At 44.1% G+C, this 19,624-nt stretch carries 13 protein-coding genes and 1 pseudogene; 9 read left to right on the top strand and 5 right to left on the bottom strand.

Going from position 1 to position 19,624, the window contains the following annotated elements; genetic code table 11:
- Positions 1–185: 185 nt before the first annotated feature.
- The 6 genes and pseudogenes from RMZ95_RS11620 to RMZ95_RS11595 all read left to right on the top strand — a co-directional run bounded on the left by RMZ95_RS11620 (position 186) and on the right by RMZ95_RS11595 (position 11,127).
- Positions 186–2,675 (top strand): S-layer family protein, encoded by a 2,490-nt coding sequence (locus RMZ95_RS11620; protein WP_322682404.1) that lies wholly within the window; start codon positions 186–188, stop codon positions 2,673–2,675.
- A 12-nt stretch (positions 2,676–2,687) separates the two neighbouring features.
- Positions 2,688–2,884 (top strand): annotated as a pseudogene (locus RMZ95_RS11615) (IS1 family transposase); the annotation flags it as partial.
- Positions 2,885–3,162: 278 nt separating this feature from the next.
- Positions 3,163–5,724 (top strand): CHAT domain-containing protein, encoded by a 2,562-nt coding sequence (locus RMZ95_RS11610; protein ID WP_322682403.1) that lies wholly within the window; start codon positions 3,163–3,165, stop codon positions 5,722–5,724.
- 194 nt (positions 5,725–5,918) lie between these two features.
- Positions 5,919–6,839 (top strand): DUF928 domain-containing protein, encoded by a 921-nt coding sequence (locus RMZ95_RS11605; protein ID WP_322682402.1) that lies wholly within the window; start codon positions 5,919–5,921, stop codon positions 6,837–6,839.
- Positions 6,840–6,976: 137 nt separating this feature from the next.
- Entirely contained in the window at positions 6,977–9,829 is a 2,853-nt protein-coding gene (locus tag RMZ95_RS11600) for a CHASE2 domain-containing protein (protein ID WP_322682401.1), read from the top strand.
- Complete coding sequence (locus tag RMZ95_RS11595) at positions 9,826–11,127, top strand: response regulator (RefSeq protein ID WP_322682400.1); 1,302 nt, start codon at positions 9,826–9,828, stop codon at positions 11,125–11,127. The genes RMZ95_RS11600 and RMZ95_RS11595 overlap by 4 nt, the downstream gene beginning before the upstream one ends.
- Here the strand turns inward: RMZ95_RS11595 and RMZ95_RS11590 are convergent.
- From RMZ95_RS11590 to RMZ95_RS11575, 4 genes are all read right to left on the bottom strand, one after another.
- The gene (locus RMZ95_RS11590; protein WP_322682399.1) at positions 11,111–12,115 is read right to left on the bottom strand and encodes an HNH endonuclease; all 1,005 of its coding nucleotides are present in this window, start codon (positions 12,113–12,115) and stop codon (positions 11,111–11,113) included. The two genes, RMZ95_RS11595 and RMZ95_RS11590, sit on opposite strands and share 17 nt — an antisense overlap.
- A 242-nt stretch (positions 12,116–12,357) precedes the next feature.
- A complete protein-coding gene (locus RMZ95_RS11585) occupies positions 12,358–12,945 on the bottom strand; it encodes a hypothetical protein (protein WP_322682398.1) in 588 nt (195 codons plus the stop codon).
- A gap of 47 nt (positions 12,946–12,992) precedes the next feature.
- A complete protein-coding gene (locus RMZ95_RS11580; RefSeq protein ID WP_322682397.1) occupies positions 12,993–13,163 on the bottom strand; it encodes a hypothetical protein in 171 nt (56 codons plus the stop codon).
- A gap of 382 nt (positions 13,164–13,545) precedes the next feature.
- On the bottom strand, positions 13,546–15,222 hold the full coding sequence (locus tag RMZ95_RS11575) for a mechanosensitive ion channel (protein WP_322670027.1): 1,677 nt from the start codon (positions 15,220–15,222) through the stop codon (positions 13,546–13,548).
- 258 nt (positions 15,223–15,480) lie between these two features.
- Between RMZ95_RS11575 and RMZ95_RS11570 the strand changes: the two genes are divergently transcribed.
- A complete protein-coding gene (locus RMZ95_RS11570) occupies positions 15,481–15,924 on the top strand; it encodes an SRPBCC family protein (protein ID WP_322682396.1) in 444 nt (147 codons plus the stop codon).
- Positions 15,925–16,009: 85 nt separating this feature from the next.
- On the opposite strand, the gene RMZ95_RS11565 is transcribed toward RMZ95_RS11570, so the two are convergent.
- The gene (locus RMZ95_RS11565) at positions 16,010–16,834 is read right to left on the bottom strand and encodes a SirB1 family protein (RefSeq protein ID WP_322682395.1); all 825 of its coding nucleotides are present in this window, start codon (positions 16,832–16,834) and stop codon (positions 16,010–16,012) included.
- Between the two features lie 572 nt (positions 16,835–17,406).
- Between RMZ95_RS11565 and atpD the strand changes: the two genes are divergently transcribed.
- Positions 17,407–18,855 carry a F0F1 ATP synthase subunit beta gene (gene atpD / locus RMZ95_RS11560; RefSeq protein ID WP_322682394.1) on the top strand — a complete coding sequence of 483 codons (1,449 nt, stop codon included), beginning with the start codon at positions 17,407–17,409 and terminating at the stop codon, positions 18,853–18,855.
- Between the two features lie 225 nt (positions 18,856–19,080).
- Positions 19,081–19,494 carry an ATP synthase F1 subunit epsilon gene (atpC, locus tag RMZ95_RS11555; protein WP_322670031.1) on the top strand — a complete coding sequence of 138 codons (414 nt, stop codon included), beginning with the start codon at positions 19,081–19,083 and terminating at the stop codon, positions 19,492–19,494.
- Positions 19,495–19,624: the final 130 nt, after the last annotated feature.

Below are 19,624 nucleotides of genomic sequence, written 5' to 3'. Positions count from 1 at the left end.
AGTTTTGGCAGATTGGGACATTCCCCTGATATCGGTAGACGGTGAAAAGCGATCGCTTCAGGAAAATGGACTGTATTTTTCAGTGAGTTATTCAGCGTTTTGAGGAAAGCGATCGCCTTGTTAAGGGTTCAAAATCATACCATTTTGGGCAACCTAAAATACAAGGTATAAATAAAGGCTTGGCAATGACAACGACCTCCATTCGCTTGGGTCTATGCAGTAGAATAGTGCCGTTGATGGTAATACCACTTTGGTGCAGCTTTGCCAACGCCCAGGTAACTCCTGATGGCAGCTTGAATACTACTGTCTCCCAAAGCGGTAATAACTTCACCATTACTAATGGTAGTGCCGCCAACAGTAACTTATTTCACAGTTTCCAGCAGTTTTCGGTTCCCACTGGCGGTTCGGCTACTTTTGATTTAACGAACACGCCCAACATTTCTACCATCTTCAGCCGTGTTACTGGCGGTAATATCTCTAGCATTGATGGCTTGATTCAGACGATTAACGGCAACAACCCCGTTAGTCTCTTCTTGATCAACCCTAGTGGAATCATCTTTGGAGCCAATGCCCAACTAAACATTGGGGGTTCGTTTATTGGTACAACTGCCAGCAGTATTAAATTTGCCGATGGTGCTGAGTTTAGCGCAATTAATTCCCAAGCTACCCCGTTGTTGACTATCAATGTTCCCATTGGGTTGCAACTGGGTAACAATCCCGCACCCATCAATGTTCAAGGTACAGGACATACTTTGAGGAATGTCAGTGGACTGGCTCTGCTTCCCCCGATTCAGACTCCCAGTTCTACAAAACTGCGGGTACAGCCAGGAAACACTCTAGCCTTAGTGGGTGGCGACATAAATCTAAATGGGGCAAACCTGATCGCTGAAAGAGGGCGAGTTGAATTGGGTAGTGTAAACGGTACAGCATTGGTAAACCTGATACCAACCGCACAGGGTTATACACTGGGATATGGCGATGTACAAAGCTTTGGCGATATTCAATTGGCACAGCGATCGCTATTAGATATTAGCGGTGTGAATGCAGGTTCCGTTCAAATTCAGGGTAGGCAAATTCAATTCACCGATGGCTCTCTGGTACTGGCGCAAAATTTTGGCAATCTCCCCGGTGGTGATATTCGCCTTCAGGCTACAGAGTCCATTAATCTGATTGCCAAAACAGCTGATGGTACTCGGAGCGGAGTGCGTAGTGATGCTTTGGGTAGCGGAGCTAGTGGGAATATCAGCGTTATTACTCCCAACCTCACTATCAAGTCGGGAGCGGGGTTGAATAGCACAACTTATGGAACAGCTCCGAGTGGCAATATTTACATTGATGCAACCGCCATTGAACTGTCTGGCTTTTCACCCAATAATCCTGCTGACGTCACCACACTCAACACTACTACACTAAGCACTGGAAATGCTGGTGATGTTTTCGTCAATAGTAATAGTCTACTAGTTTCAAGCGGTGCCTCACTATCTTCGGCTACCTTTGGCAGTGGTTCTAGCGGTAAAGTGACGATTCGCAACAACAATACCACGGTGATGGGAGAAAGTCCCTCTGGACTTTACAGCAACATTAGCTCAACTACATTTGCAACTGGAAGTGCCAAAACCTTGACCCTGGATACTGCGAAATTGCAAATTTTGGATGGCGGAGCAGTTGCCACTACCGCATTTTTTGCAGGTAATGGGGGAGATTTGAGCATTAATGCTGCTGAAGCGATCGTCATCAGTGGTCAAGGTCGGGCAACTAATAGTAGCATTAACGCCTCCACCATCCGACCCAATTCATTATTGCGGAAACGATTTGGTCTGCCAGATATATTAACAGCAAATGCCGGCACTGTGAGCATTACCACACCGAACTTAACGCTGACGAATGGCGGGACAGTCAGTGTCACCAGTCAAGGCAGTGGAAATAGTGGCAATATTAACATCAATGCAGCCAGCATCCAATTAAAGAATCAAGGGTTTATTCAAGCACAAACAGAATCCGGTAATGGTGGCAATATTAAATTATCCACCACAAACCTGTTACTTCTGCAAGACAATAGCCAGATAACCTCAACAGCTGGCGGATTGGGGAATGGAGGTAATATAAACATCAATGCACCCATCATCGTCGGCTTAAAAAACAGCGACATTATTGCCAATGCAGTGCAAGGCAGAGGTGGTAATATCCAAATCACTACTCAAGGCATCTTTGGGCTGAACTTTGGCAACCAACTCACTTCTGATAGTGACATCACCGCCAGTTCCCAATTTGGGGTAAGTGGCACGGTTCAAGTTAATACTATCGGTATCGATCCAAATTCTGGTTTAGTCGAACTGCCTGCAAATGTCACCGATCCATCCCAGCAAATTGCTACAGGCTGCGCAGGCAGTGAAGGCAGCCGCTTTGTGGCAACGGGACGAGGTGGTGTGCCGCAAAATCCTAATCAGGTGACGAGTGATGTCTACGATGGGCTACGCCTACGAACTTGGGATGATATACGAGATTTATCTGCTTACCGCAAAACGGGTGAGCTAAATGCCCAGATTCCAGCATCCTCAAAGGTTCTCGTTGAAGCTACAACTTGGCAGCGCAACGCTGACGGTAAAATTGAGTTAATTGCAGTTCAACCAGCGTATATACAACCATCTTTAACCTGTGCTGCAACGCCAAATTAATCAGTCTTGAGAGTTCACCATATAACCGTAATTTATTGGTTAAAACAAATAGGCTCTAAACTACCTGACGTACCGCCTAGTGACGACGTGCCAGAAGTTGGAGAACTTAGATGAACTAGAAACATTCATCGGTTCAAAAAAATAAAGTTTGGTTGTGGACGGCGATAAATCATTTTCATGAGGGTATCTTAGCTTGGGTGATCGGCGATGCCTTCTCTACCAGAGGCTTCTCTTTCAGAGACGCTAACGCGAACGCCAACGGCGGGCAAAGCCTACGCAGTTCAGAAACATTTAAATTCTTGTGGGACATTGTTTCTCATTTAGGGAATATTAAAATTGCCACCCAATCTACTGCAAATAAACAGCCGCAGTTAACTTGTGCATCTGTTCCAAAAAGTTAAATTGCCCAGGAATTCTCTAAGCAATCCTATCAAGATGAAAGTAACAGAATATGGAAACTCCTAAATATGTATACTGAGAACTACTGATGATTTTCCCAATTAAACAACGTCGTTGGCTATATATTAGTCTGAGTATTTTGAGCTTGTGTTTGATAGTAACCATCACACCTGCTAGAGCATCTCTGCAAATACCAACAACTTCTACCCTGAATGTATCAGTATCAACTTCCCAGCCTAGCAATTGGCTAGAACAGGGACGAAAACTCTACCATTCTGGACGCTTTGCTGAAGCAGTGACGATTTGGCAAACAGCAGCACAACAGTATCATACCCAAGGCGATCGCTTGAATGAAGCTCTAAGTTTAAGTTACCTCTCACTGGCACAACAGGAACTTAATCAATGGCAAGCAGCCCAACAGTCTATTGAGCAAAGTCTGAAACTGTTGCAAACCTCCATTCCCTCTGCTGATGCAATTCTCTGGGCACAAGCACTTAATACGCAAGCAAATTTGCAATTGCACACTGGCAAAGCCGAAACTGCCCTCGACACTTGGCAACAAGCTCAAAAATATTATGAGCAAGCAGGCGACACAATGGGAAGCTTAGGTAGTCAAATCAACCAGGCACAAGCTTTACAAACTTTAGGATTTTACCGCCGTTCTAAACAGCAGTTAGAGGCACTGACTCAAAAACTCCAAAGGATGCCGGATAATGAAGTCAAAGTCAGTGGACTGCGATCGCTTGGTTTGGCTCTGCAAATAATTGGCGATAGTAAAAGTCAACAGGTTTTAGAACAAAGTTTAGCGATCGCTCGCCAAATTTCAGCCCAACCTCAGTTAAGTTCTATTCTGATCGCCCTGGGCCAAACTGCCGTTGACTTGCAAGATCCAGAAGCCGCATTAGATTACTTTGAACAGGCTCAACTCTTAACAACTAACCCAAGCGATCGATTACAAGCCCGTTTAGCTCAGTTCAAACTTTTCCTCAATTACGACAAACTGGAGTTTGTTAACCCACTCGCACCTCAACTACTCCAACAACTCCGGGAACTGTCCCCCAGTCACACCTCACTCTACGCAGCGATCAATTTTGTTGCCACTCTCAACCACCAGTCAAATTCTGAGCAAATTCTACCTCTGAAAGATTTGGCACAACTGATGGCAGTCACAGTCCAGTCTGCACAGCAAATCCAGGATACTCAAGCCGAAGCTCATGCACTCAATCAGTGGGGAAAACTCTATCAGCGTACACAGCAGTTATCCCAAGCACAGGAGTTAACTCAGAAATCCCTTAACATTGCCCGCCAACTCCAAGCTAACGATATCATTGCTCAATCTGCTTGGCAGGTGGGACAGTTGTATAAACAACAAGGCGATCGCTCAAAAGCGATTACCGCCTATACAGAAGCAGTCAACGCTTTAAAGGCACTGCGGGGAGATTTGGTGGCTATCAACCCTGATGTCCAGTTCTCTTTTCGCACCAGTGTAGAGCCTGTCTACCGAGAACTGGTTGATTTACTTCTAGAGAATCAACCTAGTCAAGCAGAACTAATACAAGCTCGTGAATTGATTGAGGCACTCCAAATTGCGGAACTCGATAACTTTTTTCGGGAAGCTTGTTTAGATAGAACTCAACAGATCGATCGAGTCGATCCGACTGCAACGGTCATTTATCCGATTATCCTGCCAGATCGTTTAACAGTAATTCTCTCCAAAGCAGGGCAACCACTGCGTTCCTATGTCACTCACAAATCTCAAGCTGAAATTGAGCAGACTCTAGACAATTTTTTGGTTGCTCTTAACCCTGTTTCGGATTCTAAAAACCGAGATCGATTATCTCAACAAATTTATGGTTGGTTGATTCGTCCAGAGTCAGCAGAGCAAGCATTTATTGATACCAAGACATTGGTGTTTGTTTTGGATGGTCGATTGCGGAACATTCCCATAGCAGCTCTTTTTGACGGTAAGCAATATCTGATCGAGAAGTATGCTGTGGCACTCTCACCAGGATTGCAACTAATGGCGACGCGATCGCTTCATCAAAACCACATCAGTGCGATCGTTGGTGGCATTAGCCAATCTCGCGCTGGCTTTAGTGCTTTGCCCGCCGTGGAATCAGAAGTGAAACAAATCTCCAAGGCGGTATCTTCTAGGGTGTTACTGAATCAGGAATTCACCAGTCAAGCCCTTGCTGAACGTGTGAAATCTAGTAGTGCAGGTATTGTCCACCTAGCAACCCACGGACAGTTTAGTTCCCGCCTCGAAGACACCTTCTTGCTCACTTGGGATGGACAAGTCAATGTTAAAGAATTATCTGAACTCCTGAAAAATCGGGGTAGCGATCCATCAAAAGCCATCGAGTTGCTGGTACTAAGTGCCTGCGATACTGCCACAGGCGACGATCGCGCCGTCCTGGGACTGGCGGGGTTGACTGTCAAATCCGGCGCTCGCTCAACTATCGCCACCCTATGGCCCGTCAAAGATCGGGCAGCCGCGATGCTCATGACTCGCTTCTATGACCAACTCCGACAACCCAAAATCACTAAAGCCGAAGCACTAAGACAAGCACAAATTAGCCTAATTCGCCAAACTGATTTCCACGAACCGTTCTTTTGGTCTGGCTTTGTTTTGATCGGCAACTGGATTTAGCTAAGTAATAAAACGCAGTTTATTGTAAATAAATTAGACTATTTTTTACAACAGTTACTTTCCATATCGCCTATACTGCTAGTAGAAGTTCCTTGATTTTACTCTTACTTAGACTGATTATCTGAACTTCTGAACATAGTCGAAAGAAACGTATTTTGTTTGTATCATATTTCAACAACATAAGGAAAAAGATCGTGAAACGTCGATATTTAGCTAGTACATTGAGCGTCATCGCTCTGATCGCTAGCAGTACATGGACTACTGCCCATGCTGTTACATTTACCCCACCCCCCAACAGTAGCTCTCCTAGACAATCAACTGGGGGAGCTTCTCGCGGTAGTATGTTTACCCCTGCTGTCGGCAAAGGTGCGCCCAGACAAGCAACTGGAGGAGCTTCTCGTGGCAACCTCTTTACACCTGCTCCTGGCAAAGGTGCGCCCAGACAAGCAACTGGAGGAGCTTCTCGCGGCAAGCTCTTTACACCTGCTCCTGGCAAAGGCGCTCCCCAACAAGCAAGTGCGGGAGCTTCTCGTGTTGGTACTTACTACTTGAATCCATCGACTACAAGTACAACGCAACCAGCAGCGCTAATCGCCCTCTTGCCCCAAAATTTCTATGGCACAACAGTATCTGAACGTCCCACAATCTTGGTGTATCTCCCAGCTTCCAATGCCGAAGAAGCAGTGTTCAGCCTCAAAGATGAAGCTGGCAATATGCAACATCAGATGAACATTTCAGTTGCAGGAAAAACCGGAGTAATCGCGATCGAATTACCAGCTAATGCACCCGCTTTAGCCGTTGGTAAAAACTATCAATGGTTCTTAGCACTGAAAGTAGATGGGCAACTCAGTCCAAGTACGCCTTACGTCGATGGTTGGGTTCAGCGTATCCAGCCCAGTGCTGAGTTGGCAACAGCAATCCAAGAGCAAGATGCTCTGAAGCGGGCTACTATTTTGGGTAAAAACGGTGTTTGGTATGACTGTGTGGCAACACTTGCATCGGTATACACCACTCAACCTAACAATGCAACTCTCCGCAAACAATGGGAAGAACTTCTATCCTCAGTGAGTTTGAAGGAGATTGTAACAGCGAACTTATTAGCATCTACTAACTAATACCAGTTTGGGCATTGGGCATTGGGTTAAAAGTAATTATTCTCTTTGTTCCTCTCTTCTTGCTTCCACCCAGTCCCCATTACCTCTTATCCCCAGAGGGACCCTACCTTCCCCAATCCCCATTGCATAACACAAATATGTGGCGCAGATTCCAGGCTTTTATCCAACGTACTCGCAGCGTTTTGATTATTACTCCTAGCGTTGCCTTGACGGTTATGGTTGGGCAATCGTTGGGACTTTTCAATTTACCGGAATGGAAAATTCGCGACGAATGGGTTCGTCAGCGATCTTCACAGGCGATCGCAGATGAGATTGTGATTGTTACAATCGATGAGCGCGATATCCAATCGGTGCGTAAATGGCCAGTTCCAGACTGGGCGCTGGCACGATTACTAGAAAAAATCCGGGCGCAGCAGCCAAGAGCCATTGGCTTGGATCTCTATCGAGATTTACCGGAAGGAAGCGGACACGAGCAACTCGTTCAAGTCTTTCGCAACACTCCCAATTTAATCGGAGTTGAGAAAATTACTGGCGAACGCGTCAATCCCCCACCGGAATTGAAAAAACAGGATCGGGTAGGATTAGCAGATTTAGTCTTGGATGGCGATCGCTTTGTACGTCGCGCCCTCTTGACAGCTGAAGATGCCAAAGAGAAAAACACCATTAAAGCCGGACTAGCAACCCTTGTAGCCCTAAAATACCTCGAAGCTGAAAAAATTAGCTTAGAAAGCATTGACCCTCAACAGCAAAAGTTTCAGTTGGGCAAAGAAATTTACTTACCACTGCAAAATCAAGAAGCAGGTTATACCGATGCCGATTTAGGAGGCTATCAAATTCTACTGAATTGGCATGGAACAGAAGCCGCATTTCGGACAGTTGCGATGCGCGATGTGTTAGCAGGGAAAATTCCGGCAGATTTGATGCGCGATCGCATGGTATTTATTGGATCGATTGCTTCCAGTACCAATGATTTCTTCAGCACACCCTTCTCTTCTTGGGTATCTGCTCAAAAACCGACTCCAGGTGTGGTTGTTCATGCCAATATTGCTCATCAACTAGTACGAGGAGCAAAAACAGGAAATGCCAGTCTGCACGGTGTTTCTGGCATTTATTTATCACTCTGGATTGTTTTGTCGTCTGTCATTGGTTCTACAGGCAGTTGGTTGTTATCCAGTAGCAAGCTGCGGATTCCTGGCGGCAAAATTCTTTGGGCAACTGTAGGCATCAGTGGAGCCTATATATGGGGTGGCTATGGGATGTTTTTGTCTGGTGTTTTAATTCCGGTAACACCCACCTTAACTGCGTTTATCGGTAGTGTGATTGCAACAACTAATGCCTACAAACAGCGGAAGTTAGAAGAAACCAATCGCCAACTAGAAATTGCCAACAGTCAACTATTGGATTATTCCAAAACCCTAGAGACAAAAGTCGAAGAACGCACTCATGAATTAGTGGAGGCAAAGCAAGCTGCCGATGCTGCCAATCAGGCCAAGAGTGAGTTTCTCGCCAACATGAGCCACGAACTACGCACACCTCTCAATGGCATCCTTGGTTTTGCCCAGGTACTAGAAGGATCGCCAAATATGACAGCTAAAAACCTAGAAGGAGTCAGCATTATCTACCAATGCGGCTCGCATCTTTTGATGCTGATTAATGACATTCTCGATCTCTCGAAGATAGAAGCAAGGAAATTGGATTTGGTTCTTACTAGCGTGCATCTGCCCAGTTTCTTACATGGTGTGACTGAAATTTGTGGTATCCGGGCTGAACAGAAAGGAATTGGATTTAATATCTTAATTAGCGATCGCCTACCACTTGCCATTGAAACTGATGAAAAACGACTGCGACAAGTGTTAATTAACTTACTGGGCAACGCGATCAAATTTACAGATAGCGGTAGCGTAACCTTCACAGTGGAAGCCATTAGTGATTCGTCACTTGTACTGAGCGAAGCCGTTGGCGCAGCCTCTCATAGAGAAGTATTGGTCATTGGTCAAGAGTCTAAAACGGCCAATGACAATGGACAAATGACACATCAAAAGATTCGTTTTCAGATTGAAGATACGGGTATTGGGATGTCACCAGACCAACTGGAGAAAATCTTTTTACCCTTTGAGCAAGTGGGTGAAGCAGGGCAACGATCTGAAGGTACTGGCTTGGGATTGGCGATTAGCCAAAGAATTGCGGCATTGATGGAAAGCCAAATTCAGGTGCAGAGTCACTTGGGTGAAGGAAGTCTATTTTGGCTGGATTTGACAGTATCGGTACCACTCGCTCATGACTGGCGTGGAGGAACGATGTCTGTGACGGATTACACGCCAACTCCCCAGAAAATTACTGGGATTCAGGGTAGTGCGCCTCAAATTCTGATTGTCGATGACGATCGCAACCACTGTTCTATGTTGACCAATTTGCTGCAAGAAATTGGCTGTCGAACCTTGGAAGCAACCGATGGCAAACATGGGCTACAAGTAGCAATTGAACACAATCCAGATGTGATTCTACTCGATTTAGCGATGCCTAATATGGATGGTTTTGAGCTAATGGTTCACCTGCAAGCGAATCCACAAACCTGTTCTATTCCGATTATCGTCTCTAGTGCCAGCGTTTTTGAGTCAAATCGTCAGCGGAGTTTAGAGGCAGGGGCAACAGCATTCCTACCCAAACCTCTCCAGATTGACGAACTACTCAATAGACTGCGATCGCTATTAGGAGTGGAGTGGATATATGCTGAATCTTCGCCTCCCAAAGATGAGCAGATAACTAGTAGTGAATGGGTTCTACCATCTCAAGATGTTTTGCAACAACTCTATCATCTGGCAATGATGGGAGATATCTCGGCGATTGAGGGAATGTTAAGAGAACTAATTGAAGAAAACACTCAACTAGCTCCCTTCGCAGCAGAGTTAAGCAAACTCACTGCCAATTTCCAAACCGGAAAAATCCGTAAGTTACTCAAATCATTTGTCACAACGGAGTTACATCCATGATCGCTGTTCCGATCTCGAAACCCATACATATTTTATTAGTGGATGACAATCCAAACAATCTCAAGGTGCTATCTGAAGCGATTCAGAAGTGTGGCTGGAAAGCTCTGATGGCAACAGATGGAGAGTCAGCGATCGAACAAACAGAATATGCTCATCCCGATCTGATTCTTTTGGATGTGATGATGGCAGGTATTGATGGATTTGAAACTTGTCGCAGACTGAAAACCAATCCGATCACCCAGAATATTCCAGTAATTTTCATGACTGCCCTATCTGATTCTACAGACAAGGTGGCCGGACTGGAAATAGGTGCAGTTGACTACATTACCAAACCCTTCCAACACGAAGAAGTTATTGCCCGTTTAAAGTTACACCTCAAGATTTCTCATCTCACCCGCACACTAGAAGAACGCGTGCAAGAACGCACCAGAGAATTAACTCAATCTCTACAGCAATTACGGCAAACCCAACTACAAATGATCCAGAGTGAGAAAATGTCCACATTAGGGCAGTTGGTTGCAGGTATTGGTCATGAGATTAATAATCCGGTTGGTTTTGTTGGCGGAAATTTATCTTATATTGAGGAATATGTAAATAATCTACTTCGCTTAGTAAGCCTGCAACAGCAGAAGCTAACGCAGCCAGACTCGGAAATTCAAGAGCTTGTTGAAGAAATCGACTTGGAGTATCTGACAGAGGATCTGCCAAAACTACTGGCATCAATGCACCAGGGAATTACCCGTCTGAAAGATATCAGTCTTTCTTTGAGAACTTTTACTCGCGCAGATATTTCATCTCAGGTGGAGTTTCAGATTCACGAAGGAATCGATAGCACCTTAATGCTGTTGAAACATCGACTCAAAGGCAATGGCGATCGCCCTAAAATCCAGGTTGTCACACAATACGGTGAGTTACCTCCAATCAGTTGCTATCCCGGACAACTGAACCAGGTATTTATGAATATCATCGCTAATGCCATTGATGCATTTGATGAAGTTCATCAAAACAATTGCGATCGAGATATTGCTGTTTGCCCGAACACGATCGCCATTACCACATCGGTCGATCCCCAACAAAAAACCGTCACAATTTGTATCCAAGATAACGGGCCCGGTATGCTTACTGAGGTGCAATCTCGAATTTTTGAGCAATCTTTCACAACCAAGGCTGTGGGCAAGGGAACCGGGCTAGGATTAGCGATCAGCTACCAAATTATTGTTGACAAACACAACGGACAAATCAAATGCTTATCAACACCTGGTGAGGGGACAAAATTTATTATTACTCTGCCGATGTAGTTTCTATGCCAAAACCTCCAGCTTCGATATGACGAACTAGCGATTGAATAATGGGTGTAGCAATACTAATACCAAATAAAGCATTGAAGCCTGCAACAACAACTGGTGCTGACAAAATAACTGTAAATTCTGGAAATAAAGCTAACACAGCCACTAAGACTAAAAAAACAATTGGTGTCGCAATACCTGCTGCCTTTGCTGCTTCAAAAATTAGATTTTTATACTCTTCAACAGTGATGTCACCTCGATAAAGATCCAAAGAGTAAGAAATCGCCGTGACTACAACCTGAGTAAGAATAGCTGTTCCCGTTGCAGTAATCCCAAGTTTCGCGATCGCCCCAGAATTGCTGACAATAGAATCTACCGCATTATAAACTCGAATATAAAACTGTTCGCCAACGGTCATTACTTTGGCTCCTCGGCGGAGATTGTCAACACCTACTTCCCAAAGAATATTATCAGCAGCATTCGAGCCACCTTGGGAACGTGGATTGATGTGGCTACCATGCTTATCTCTAAGAAATTGACGAATTGTATATTCTTTACCTCCAAGCTTTGATGTGCCAGGAATTTTCTCAAAAAGCTTCATGACATCTGCATCAGAGCGAGGTAAGTCTCCCACCCGAACACCAGCACGATATCTCAGCCGATTTGCAATCTTGGGCATCTCTTGGGCTAATTCGGCAGCTGTCTTTGGTAAATTTTGCAAAGCATCAGTCATAACCATGCTAGATGCGGCAACTCCAACAGCAGTTTGTTGAAATGTTTGACTAACATTTTGAACAGTTTGAAAACCTGATTGTGTTGCGATAGTTGACAAACTTTGTAAATCATTGACTGCATGGACACTTGAAGTAGTCATCTCGCTAGTAGCGTTCTTGATTCCATCAACTACCTCATTCATCCCGTTTACTACATTGTTGGCTGCTTCTTGAGCTTTATCTCTAACCGTATCTGCCAACTTTTGTGCTTCGTTGATAAAATCCATGTTTTATGCCGTGGAGTGTTTGCTCCAGTTTCTCTTTCTCAAACTAAGAAGCACCTCAGCATTCATGACGAATTTGCTTCCAAAAATTTTAAAGATATAGTAATCATTTTATATTGTTTGTGTATGTTACTTTTAAAAACTTCACTGTCCGATTATGTACAGCAGATGATGCCATGCAGTCTCAGCCATAAAGTTACAAGTATACTAACAGTAATGGTCATACCAATTACTAAAAAATAGCCTCATGGTTTGAGGTTTAGCGATTTAATAAAAGATGCACCATTTGTTTTTAGTTCTTCAGATGATGGGGTTATTATTACAGCTTCAACAGCATAATTTTTCTTTATACAAAGCAGACTTCTCTGATATAATAATTTATTATTTATATTCAATCCTTTTTTCTTAATTTCTTCTTGCAAGGAAGTACTGGGTTTGCCCATTAAAGTAAAGTCTTGACAGTTATATCCACTTTGATTAATGGAAGACTGAGATATTTGTTTACCCTGAATAAAATTTGTTTGATTAGCAGTTTTAACTAGAAGCTGTAAAACTTTTGGAATTCTCTGCGGGGCTATTTCTTTGGGAAGAGTTGAATGGGTCACTGAATATATAGATTCACTCTTAATAGTTGCCCAATTTCGGTTATTAATCCCTTTTGTTGGAGAACTAGCTTCTTCTAAAATAGTCCCTGGCATTAAGATACTAAAATTTCCTTCTTTAGATGTTAAAAGTTTTTCTTGGGATGATGCAGGTGTGCAAGCCGATAAAACAAATATCCCGAAACAATTAATTATCCAAAAACGTTTAAGAATGTTGATAAGTAAATCCATAAGTGTTACTGTTTAATAATTTTTATTTAAAATGTCAAGTTATTCTTTCAACTCATGCACAGGCTGTTGTAATTTTTAGCGTTTGGCTGACGAATTACAGCCAATATCTTCAACACAAGGTCTTGTTTTAAGTTTTCCCATAAAAGTGGTTTTTGTAACACAAAAGCTGCCAAATCAAATCTTGACTCAATATTTCCCAACAAAACGGCACTTATCATTTCAATAACCCACATCAGCAAGGCTTTCGGTAATTTTGAGAAAATTGATTGTTACTGTGATGGACTACACCCCGCCTTCTTGCGATGTCTACAACAGGCTGCGCCTACGCGTCCTTCCTTTATCCCCAGCTTTCCTTAATACTAAGGAATTTGTCACTTACGCCGCTAAAAAAGGTGACTCGGAAAATACGATTAAATTGAGCTTCCAAACTCGGAACTTGAGCTTTAGAACTTGAGATTACGAGTTCTCTACTCAAACTCCGAGTTTCTAAGCTATAACTTTCAACCTCTTAAGCAAAATTGCCGATAGATTTTCTGCACTATTGATGCTTACGGCTGCACTTTTCCAGATTTACAGATGAAATTGCGCCTCGATCAATTTTTAGTTTCTACCTTTGAAAGAGTTTAACCATTCTTGAACTTGCTCTCTTGCAATATCGCGTCCCCCAAGACCAAAGGCTAGGGCAATAGCAACTGCGATCGCACCTAGTAAAAGTCCAAAGGCTAAATTCACAATATCACTGGCAACTCCAATCTGTTGCAGTGCCATTGCAGAAACTAAGGCAATAATGGCAATCCGTGCCACTTGTCCTAAAATCTGGGCTTGGCGATCGCCTGAACTGGTAATGATGTTAAAAGCCAAATTTGCCAGGAATAAGCCAATGGCAAAGATTACCAATCCGGCCAAAATCCGCCCGAATATAATCACAATCCCAGACACTAATGCTGTCAAGGCTGGAATATTCAAGATATTCACCGCCGCCACTGTAGCAAACAGCATGATCCCCACTAAGGCAACAATGCCTACAACTTCCGATGGAGTGCGGGTTGGAATCGGTGGGGTTGCTGATTCTGTGGAAATGACGATTCGTCGGCCGGGTGTAGTCAGACCCAAAATAGTGAAAATGTTATTAAACCCTAAATTGGTGAGGATACTTGTAACCAAGTCCGCGATAAACCGCCCAATGAAATAAGCAACAATCAAAATTGCTGCGGCTGTAAAGATGGCAGGTAAGGCGTTGAGAATCTGTTGCAGCATAGCGATCGCCGGGACAGATATCGCATCAATTCGCAAGGCATTCAGCGCTGCGATCGCTACAGGAATCAAAATCAAAACATAGACAATTGTGCCGATAATACTCGATAGAGGTTGTACCCCTGCACTTGTAGATAATCCCAAGCGACTACCTAAATGGTCAAGACCAGTTGTCGCCAGCAAGTTTGTCACAATCCGCCGTACTACATTAGCGATGAACCAGCCAACTACAGCAATCAAGATCGCCGCTAAAATGTTCGGCAGAATTAGCAGAACTTCTGTAATTAGAGCTTGTACTGGTTGTAGAGCCTGCTGTAGTCCGAGAGTATCCAAAATTGGAGCGAGAAACAGTAAAAATATAAACCAATACAGAGCGTTGCCAATCGTCTCACTTAGAGACAGCTGATTGAGGCTGGGTGCTCTGTCTTCTGGTTCTGGATTCAAACGCTCATCCAGGTTAAATGCCTGTAATGAGCGCACAGTGATAATCTTCACAATCGTCGCCAAAAACCAGGCTGCTACCAAAATGATTCCTGCACCAACCAACTTTGGCAAAAAGCCAATAAGTTGATTGAGAAAATTATTCAGGGGTCGAGAGGCTATCTCCAGATCCAATGTCTGTAAAACAGCAACCGCCGTCAACAGGATAATGCTCCAAAAAACTAAACTGGAGATTAATTTCTCCACTTGGGGAACATCTTGACGACCCGTTATCCCAGCAGCAATGCGGTTATCTATGTTTGTGCGCTTGAGGATTCCTCGCGTCACTGCTGCTGCGATCGCTGCAATCAGCCAACCTACGAGTAAGATTGCTACCGCCCCTAAAAGACGAGGCGTAAATAGAATCAACTGTTGAACAATACCTTGCACATCAGCGATTCCTTGATTCACTGCTGGTTGTATTGGTTGCAGGCTGGGCGATGATTGTGCCAAAAATTGCTGCACCTTTGTGGATAAACCAACTCCATAGGCGTAGCCCGTCGTAGACATCACCTGGGTTATTTCTTGCCAAGTTGTGTTCATGGTTTTCGGGAATTATGCTTAAGTATTCGCCGCAAACACTGAGTCAGTGTTTTGCCTATCAATTTACCAGTAAAAACATACATATTTACTCATATTTGATTTAATATACGAGCATTGGGCATTGGGCATTGGGCATTGGAGAAAGACTTACTGCAACTTCTCCTCTCCTCCCCTGCTCCCCTGCTCCTCTGCTCCTCATCTTCCACTTTGCTGAATTTTGCGTTACTCTAATTGCAGCAACAGCACTAAAGATGTGGAATGTCCCAAGTTTTGGAACAATCGATTCAAATTAATGCTACAGCTACAGTGGTGGAGCGCTGTATTACCGATTTAGCTCTCATGCACCGCTGGCTCAACCCCGTTCTCCGTTGCGAACCTGTGGGCGAAGCTTGGAGTACCGATGTCGGCAGTAAAAGTCGTTTTATTATTCAAATTCCTCTACTAAAACCCACCTTGAATAGCGTAGTTGTAGAACGACAACCGGGTTTGGTAGTCTGGGAATTTCAGGGGTTTTTTCAAGGGCGCGATCGCTGGGAATGTCAGCCAACAGAAAAGGGAACGCTTTTACTCAACCGCTTTGAGTACGATATCCCTAACCCTTTAATTAGTTGGGGCTTCAACACTTTTGCTGCATCTTGGACAAAACAAGATATGCAAGCCCAACTCCGCCGCCTCAAACGAGTTGCAGAAGAACAAAATTAGTCATTAGTCATTTGTCATTGGTCATTAGTCATTTGTCATTGGTTATTGGCTTACTAAAATTTTCCCAGTTCCTAGTCTTTATTCCCTACTTGTTTTTACCCAATTCGGTAAGTAGCCGCCGAATCACAGATGCATCCTCGGCGTCGGGAACTTTTGCTAAATAATTTTGTAAGTCGTCTATGGCTTGGGGGTAGTAACCGAGTTGATAGTAGATCAAACCGCGATCGCGCAATTCTAAGGTTAAACCAGGAAACAACAACAAAATTCGTTCGACTGCTGCCAGCGTTTTTTCTAACTCTTGCTGTTTGAGGTAAATAAATTTTAAATTTGTCAACATCCGGGCCAAAAATTGCCGATTACTAACTACAGCCAAAAATTCTGGTTGTAGCGTCACAGGTTGCTGATAAAGTTGAGATAGGCGTTCTTCGCAATCTTGGGTAAATATTATTTCACCACCATCGAAAGCATCCACAAAAATCTCTATATCAGGAATATCTGGGCGGATCAGAAAATGTCCTGGCATACCTATACCGACCATCGGAAAATCAATACGTCGAGCAACTTCCAGGTAAACCAGCGCTAAGGTAATGGGAATCCCTAATCGGCGATCGATTACATCATTGATAAAGCTGTTACGGGGATCGTAATAGTTAATTTTATTACCAGAAAATTTTAAACCATCGTAGAGATACTGATTAATAGTTTGAACTATTCGCAAAGGATAACGTGAATCAGGCAGGCGTTCTTGAAGCTCCCATGCCATTGTATCAAGGGCGTTGAGATATTCCTCTGGGTCTAACTTGGGATATTCTTCTTGTGCAATGTACAAAGCTGCCTTTGCTAGGTCAATTTGCTCGTCAGACTGCTGAATCTCCTGGTAAAAATATTGTCGTGCTGACGAGAAGTTCATAGGCTATTGCTCGGTGTAAGTGTGAGGATGAAGCCGCAGGTACGCCCAATTCAAGCATCGCGGCTTGGCTAAAAACTGTTTTTGTATCTATCTTTCTTTATCTTATGGATATTCAGAAGTTTTGGAAATGTAGTTTATGGATAGCTTTATATATCTATTACTAACTAACTTTTAGTAAATGCTGCCTTGGTGATGTATTTTATGGGCTGTAACCACGCAAAATATATGACGTAATACAAATATGCATTATTTTAAGACCAAAGTTTAGATATCAAAATATCTGCTTTTTGCCTGCAAGTGTAAATATTTAGGGAAGTTAGAATAATAGTATGTTTTGATACAGTATAGGAAAATTAGGGCGATCGCATTTGAAAAATGAAATTAAGATAAACTTGAGCGTATTCTGTCAATCTGGTCAGGATCGGGACTACAACCCCAACCACCAAACTCCTTTTTAAGGAATTACTAAGAGAGTTATGTCCCCGTCCGATGCTAGAGTGAAAGGTGACATTTCTTATTCTTATGTCTTCTCCGACCTTATCTGAAATCTAGCTTCACTCATTAGGCGCAGCATGGTAACAACCGCAGAAAAAACAAACATTGGTTACATTACCCAAATCATTGGCCCAGTTGTAGACGTTAAATTTCCCGGCGGGAAATTGCCACAAATCTACAACGCCTTGAAAATCGTTGGCACCAACGAAGCTGGACAGGAAATCAACATCACCGTTGAAGTACAGCAACTGCTGGGCGACAACCAGGTGCGGACTGTTGCGATGAGTTCCACCGAAGGCTTAGTGCGCGGTTTTGAGGTGTCCGATACAGGCGCTCCCATCAACGTACCAGTTGGGAAAGCCACTTTGGGTCGGATTTTCAACGTCCTTGGCGAACCTGTGGACAACAGAGGCCCTGTAAATGCTGAGGCAAGTTTACCCATCCACCGCTCTGCTCCCAAATTCACTGACCTGGAAACAAAGCCTTCCGTGTTTGAGACTGGGATTAAAGTTGTTGACCTTCTGACTCCCTATCGACGCGGCGGTAAGATTGGTCTATTCGGCGGTGCTGGTGTTGGTAAAACCGTGATCATGATGGAGTTGATCAACAACATCGCTACTCAGCATGGTGGAGTATCCGTTTTTGCTGGGGTGGGTGAACGCACCCGTGAAGGTAATGACCTCTACAATGAAATGATTGAATCTGGGGTTATCAACAAAGACAACCTCAACGAATCCAAAATTGCTCTAGTTTACGGTCAAATGAACGAGCCACCCGGAGCTAGAATGCGGGTTGGTCTTTCAGGATTGACAGTAGCAGAATACTTCCGCGATGTGAACAAGCAGGATGTGCTGTTGTTTATTGACAACATTTTCCGGTTTGTACAAGCAGGTTCTGAAGTATCGGCGTTACTAGGTCGGATGCCGTCAGCGGTGGGATATCAGCCCACATTGGGAACCGACGTAGGTGAACTGCAAGAGCGGATTACCTCGACTACCGAGGGTTCGATTACCTCCATTCAAGCAGTGTACGTACCAGCGGATGACCTCACCGACCCCGCACCTGCTACCACCTTCGCCCACTTGGACGGAACTACAGTACTGTCTCGCGGTTTGGCTGCTAAGGGAATTTACCCCGCAGTTGACCCCCTTGGCTCAACTTCCACCATGCTTCAACCAAATATTGTCGGTGACGAACACTACAATACGGCGCGGGCGGTGCAATCAACTCTGCAACGTTATAAAGAACTCCAAGACATTATCGCCATTCTCGGTCTAGATGAATTGTCTGAAGAAGACCGTCTGATCGTAGCGCGGGCGCGGAAAGTTGAGCGTTTCTTGTCTCAGCCGTTCTTTGTAGCAGAAGTATTCACCGGTTCTCCTGGTAAGTATGTGAAGTTGGAAGATACCATCAAAGGGTTCCAAAAAATTCTGTCTGGTGAGTTAGATGCTCTGCCAGAACAGGCTTTCTACTTGGTTGGCGATATTAACGAAGCGATCGCCAAAGCTGACAAAATCAAAGGTTAGTCATTAGTCATTGGTCATTGGTCATTGGTCACTGGTCATTAGTCATTGGTCATTAGTCATTAGTTCAAGGCTAATGACTAATGGCAATTACAAATGACAAAGCGCAAAGTCTGAGCGCCGGCTTCCGGCGTTGGCGCAGCCCGCCGTAAGCATCAGAACTTTGTAAGAGAGGACAAAAGACAAAAGACAAAGGACAAAAGACAAAGGACAAAGGACAAAAGACAAATGACATTAACCGTTCGTGTAATTTCCCCAGATAAAACAGTCTGGGATGCCCCGGCTGAAGAAGTAGTTTTGCCTAGCACCACTGGTCAACTAGGTATCCTCACTGGACACGCACCGCTTTTGACCGCCCTGGATACTGGTGTAATGCGAGTTCGCGCTGCTAAAAATCAGAATTGGGAAGCGATCGCCCTTTTGGGTGGCTTTGCCGAAGTCGAAGAAAATGAAGTGACAATTCTGGTTAACGGCGCTGAACGTGGCGACAAAATTAACCTTGATGAAGCTCGTACTGCTTACAACCAAGCAGAAGCTCGTCTAAGTCAAGTGTCAGCAGACGATCGCCAAGCCCAAATCCAGGCAAATCAAGCCTTCAAACGCGCCCGCGCTCGGTTTCAAGCGGCTGGCGGTTCGGTCTAATTTAACTTTCTATTTCAACTTTGTAGGTTGGGTAATGTCCAACCTACAAATTATTTATGAATAACTCAGGAGTCAGGAGTCAGAAATCAGTATTAATTCTGTATGGGTGCTAAAACTTTCTCCGTAAATG

The organism is Nostoc sp. DedQUE07, assembly GCF_034530975.2.
Classification (GTDB): domain Bacteria; phylum Cyanobacteriota; class Cyanobacteriia; order Cyanobacteriales; family Nostocaceae; genus Nostoc.
This window is presented reverse-complemented; position numbering and strand designations above follow the sequence as displayed.

Bases quoted from the DNA above. Each gene is read 5' to 3' on its own strand.
- RMZ95_RS11585 (WP_322682398.1), bottom strand. From the start codon at position 12,945: ATGGATTTACTTATCAACATTCTTAAACGTTTTTGGATAATTAATTGT.
- RMZ95_RS11600 (WP_322682401.1), top strand. From the start codon at position 6,977: ATGTGGCGCAGATTCCAGGCTTTTATCCAACGTACTCGCAGCGTTTTG.
- RMZ95_RS11620 (WP_322682404.1), top strand. From the start codon at position 186: ATGACAACGACCTCCATTCGCTTGGGTCTATGCAGTAGAATAGTGCCG.
- RMZ95_RS11580 (WP_322682397.1), bottom strand. From the start codon at position 13,163: ATGATAAGTGCCGTTTTGTTGGGAAATATTGAGTCAAGATTTGATTTG.
- RMZ95_RS11590 (WP_322682399.1), bottom strand. From the start codon at position 12,115: ATGGATTTTATCAACGAAGCACAAAAGTTGGCAGATACGGTTAGAGAT.
- RMZ95_RS11595 (WP_322682400.1), top strand. From the start codon at position 9,826: ATGATCGCTGTTCCGATCTCGAAACCCATACATATTTTATTAGTGGAT.
- atpD (WP_322682394.1), top strand. From the start codon at position 17,407: ATGGTAACAACCGCAGAAAAAACAAACATTGGTTACATTACCCAAATC.
- RMZ95_RS11610 (WP_322682403.1), top strand. From the start codon at position 3,163: ATGATTTTCCCAATTAAACAACGTCGTTGGCTATATATTAGTCTGAGT.
- atpC (WP_322670031.1), top strand. From the start codon at position 19,081: ATGACATTAACCGTTCGTGTAATTTCCCCAGATAAAACAGTCTGGGAT.
- RMZ95_RS11570 (WP_322682396.1), top strand. From the start codon at position 15,481: ATGTCCCAAGTTTTGGAACAATCGATTCAAATTAATGCTACAGCTACA.
- RMZ95_RS11575 (WP_322670027.1), bottom strand. From the start codon at position 15,222: ATGAACACAACTTGGCAAGAAATAACCCAGGTGATGTCTACGACGGGC.
- RMZ95_RS11565 (WP_322682395.1), bottom strand. From the start codon at position 16,834: ATGAACTTCTCGTCAGCACGACAATATTTTTACCAGGAGATTCAGCAG.